General features: G+C 69.1%; 2 protein-coding genes. Both read left to right on the top strand.

Annotated features, from left to right (window positions below; genetic code table 11):
- A partial coding sequence (locus CR470_RS36310) for a multifunctional oxoglutarate decarboxylase/oxoglutarate dehydrogenase thiamine pyrophosphate-binding subunit/dihydrolipoyllysine-residue succinyltransferase subunit (protein WP_097871888.1) occupies positions 1–3,457 on the top strand: 3,457 nt, incomplete at its 5' end.
- 134 nt (positions 3,458–3,591) lie between these two features.
- Positions 3,592–3,777, top strand: a complete 186-nt coding sequence (locus CR470_RS36315; RefSeq protein WP_003966321.1) for a DUF6104 family protein — start codon at positions 3,592–3,594, stop codon at positions 3,775–3,777.
- Positions 3,778–3,934: the final 157 nt, after the last annotated feature.

Consider the following 3,934-nt stretch of genomic DNA (forward strand, 5'->3'; position numbering starts at 1 on the left):
AGCCAAGGCCGCCCCGGCCCCGGCGAAGCCCGCGGCGGCGAAGCCCGCCGCCGCGCCCGCCAAGGCCGACGACTCCACCGAGGCCCCGGCCGGCCCGGAGTACGTGACGCTGCGCGGCCCCTCGGCCGCCGTCGCGAAGAACATGAACGCCTCGCTGGAGCTGCCGACGGCCACCTCCGTCCGCGCGGTCCCGGTGAAGCTGCTCTTCGACAACCGCATCGTCATCAACAACCACCTCAAGCGCGCCCGCGGCGGGAAGATCTCCTTCACGCACCTCATCGGGTACGCGATGGTGCAGGCCCTCAAGGCCATGCCGTCGATGAACTACTCCTTCGCCATGAAGGACGGCAAGCCGACCCTGGTCAAGCCGGAGCACATCAACCTGGGTCTGGCCATCGACCTGGTGAAGCCGAACGGCGACCGCCAGCTGGTCGTCGCGGCCATCAAGAAGGCCGAGACGCTCAACTTCTTCGAGTTCTGGCAGGCGTACGAGGACATCGTCCGGCGCGCCCGCATCGGCAAGCTCGGCATGGACGACTTCTCCGGCGTCACCGCCTCGCTGACCAACCCCGGCGGCATCGGCACCGTCCACTCGGTGCCCCGCCTGATGCCCGGTCAGGGCCTCATCATGGGCGTCGGCGCGATGGACTACCCGGCGGAGTTCCAGGGCACGTCGCAGGACACCCTGAACAAGCTCGGTATCTCGAAGGTCATGACGCTGACCTCGACGTACGACCACCGGGTCATCCAGGGCGCCGCCTCCGGCGAGTTCCTGCGGGTCCTGTCCCAGCTGCTGCTCGGCGAGAACGAGTTCTACGACGAGATCTTCAAGGCGCTCCGGATCCCCTACGAGCCGGTCCGCTGGCTCAAGGACATCGACGCCTCGCACGACGACGACGTCACCAAGGCCGCACGGGTCTTCGAGCTGATCCACTCCTACCGGGTCCGCGGCCACGTCATGGCCGACACCGACCCGCTGGAGTACCACCAGCGCAAGCACCCCGACCTGGACATCACCGAGCACGGCCTCACCCTGTGGGACCTGGAGCGGGAGTTCGCGGTCGGCGGGTTCGCCGGCAAGACGATGATGAAGCTCCGCGACATCCTCGGCGTGCTGCGTGAGTCGTACTGCCGCACCACCGGCATCGAGTTCATGCACATCCAGGACCCGAAGCAGCGCAAGTGGCTCCAGGACCGGGTCGAGCGCCCGCGCCCGAAGCCCGAGCGCGAGGAGCAGCTGCGCATCCTGCGCCGGCTGAACGCCGCGGAGGCGTTCGAGACGTTCCTGCAGACGAAGTACGTCGGCCAGAAGCGGTTCTCGCTGGAGGGCGGCGAGTCCGTCATCCCGCTGCTCGACGCCGTTCTCGACTCCGCCGCCGAGGCCCGCCTCGACGAGGTCGTCATCGGCATGGCCCACCGCGGCCGCCTGAACGTCCTCGCGAACATCGTCGGCAAGTCGTACGCGCAGATCTTCCGCGAGTTCGAGGGCAACCTCGACCCGCGTTCGATGCACGGCTCCGGCGACGTCAAGTACCACCTGGGCGCCGAGGGCACCTTCACCGGTCTCGACGGCGAGCAGATCAAGGTCTCGCTGGCCGCCAACCCCTCGCACCTGGAGGCGGTCGATCCGGTCCTGGAGGGCATCGCCCGCGCCAAGCAGGACATCATCAACAAGGGCGGCACGGACTTCACGGTCCTGCCCGTCGCGCTCCACGGCGACGCGGCCTTCGCTGGCCAGGGCGTCGTCGCCGAGACGCTCAACATGTCGCAGCTGCGCGGCTACCGCACCGGCGGCACCGTGCACGTGGTGATCAACAACCAGGTCGGTTTCACCGCCGCCCCGGAGTCCTCGCGCTCCTCGATGTACGCCACCGACGTGGCGCGCATGATCGAGGCGCCGATCATCCACGTCAACGGCGACGACCCGGAGGCCGTGGTCCGCGTCGCGCGGCTCGCCTTCGAGTTCCGGCAGGCGTTCAACAAGGACGTCGTGATCGACCTCATCTGCTACCGCCGCCGCGGTCACAACGAGGGCGACAACCCGGAGTTCACCAACCCGCAGATGTACACCCTGATCGACAAGAAGCGCTCGGTGCGCAAGCTCTACACCGAGTCCCTCATCGGTCGTGGCGACATCACGCTGGAAGAGGCGGAGCAGGCGCTCCAGGACTTCCAGGGTCAGCTGGAGAAGGTGTTCGCCGAGGTCCGCGAGGCCACCTCGCAGCCGGCCGCCCCGCACGTCCCGGAGCCGCAGGCCGCGTTCCCGGTGACCGTGGAGACGGCCGTCTCCGCCGAGGTCGTCAAGCGGATCGCCGAGTCGCAGGTCAACATCCCCGACTCGATCACCGTCCACCCCCGCCTGATGCCGCAGATGCAGCGCCGCGCGGCCTCGGTGGACAACGCCACGATCGACTGGGGCATGGGCGAGACGCTGGCCATCGGTTCGCTGCTGATGGAGGGCACCCCGGTCCGGCTCGCCGGCCAGGACACCCGCCGCGGCACGTTCGGCCAGCGCCACGCGGTCCTGGTCGACCAGGTCACCGGCGAGGACTACACCCCGCTGCTGTACCTGGCCGACGACCAGGCCCGGTACAACGTCTACGACTCGCTGCTCTCGGAGTACGCGGCGATGGGCTTCGAGTACGGCTACTCGCTGGCCCGTCCGGAGTCGCTGGTCATCTGGGAGGCCCAGTTCGGTGACTTCGTCAACGGCGCGCAGACCGTCGTGGACGAGTTCATCTCCTCGGCCGAGCAGAAGTGGGGCCAGACCTCCGGCGTCACGCTGCTGCTGCCGCACGGCTACGAGGGCCAGGGCCCGGACCACAGCTCCGCCCGCCCGGAGCGCTTCCTCCAGATGTGCGCGCAGGACAACATGACGGTCGCGATGCCGACCCTGCCGTCGAACTACTTCCACCTGCTGCGCTGGCAGGTGCACAACCCGCACCACAAGCCGCTGATCGTCTTCACCCCGAAGTCGATGCTGCGTCTGAAGGCCGCGGCCTCGTCCATCGAGGAGTTCACCACCGGCGGCTTCCGCCCGGTGATCGGCGACGCGTCGGTCAAGCCCGAGAACGTCCGCAAGGTCGTCTTCTGCGCGGGCAAGCTGTACTACGACCTGGACGCCGAGCGGGAGAAGCGCGGCGACACGGAGACGGCGATCATCCGGCTGGAGCGCCTGTACCCGCTGCCGGGTGCGGAGATCCAGGCGGAGATCGCGAAGTACCCGAACGCCGAGAAGTACCTGTGGGCCCAGGAGGAGCCGGCGAACCAGGGCGCGTGGCCGTTCATCGCGCTCAACCTGATCGACCACCTGGACCTCGCGGTCGGCTCGGACGTGCCGCACGGCGAACGCCTGCGCCGCATCTCGCGGCCGCACGGCTCGTCCCCGGCGGTCGGCTCGGCCAAGCGTCACCAGGCGGAGCAGTCGCAGCTGGTCGAAGAGGTCTTCGAGGCCTAGGAGCACGCCGCAGCCGTACGAGCTGTCCGTACGTCACCGGGGCCCGGTTCCGCGCTTGTCGCGAAGCCGGGCCCCCGGCGTATCCGGTGTATCCGGCGTTTCGGTGGGCGTCCGGGCCTCGATATCCTGTGCGCATGTACTTCACGGACCGTGGCATCGAGGAACTGGAGAAGCGGCGCGGCGAGGAGGAGGTCACCTTCGAGTGGCTCGCCGAGCAGCTGCGGACGTTCGTCGACCTCAACCCCGACTTCGAGGTGCCCGTGGAGCGCCTCGCGACCTGGCTGGCACGGCTGGACGACGAGGACGACGAGGACGCGTAAGCCGCGGGTCTAGAGGGCGTCCGCGGCCGCCCTGGCCCGTTCGTACGCGAGTCCCAGCGCGCCCTGCGCCAGGAGCACGGCTCCGGCCGCCGCCCAGCCGCCGCTGCGGCGGCGGGCGCCCCACAGCAGGAGCGGGAGCTGTCTCTTATACACATCT

The organism is Streptomyces sp. rh34 (assembly GCF_002551245.1).
Classification (GTDB): Bacteria; Actinomycetota; Actinomycetes; order Streptomycetales; family Streptomycetaceae; genus Streptomyces.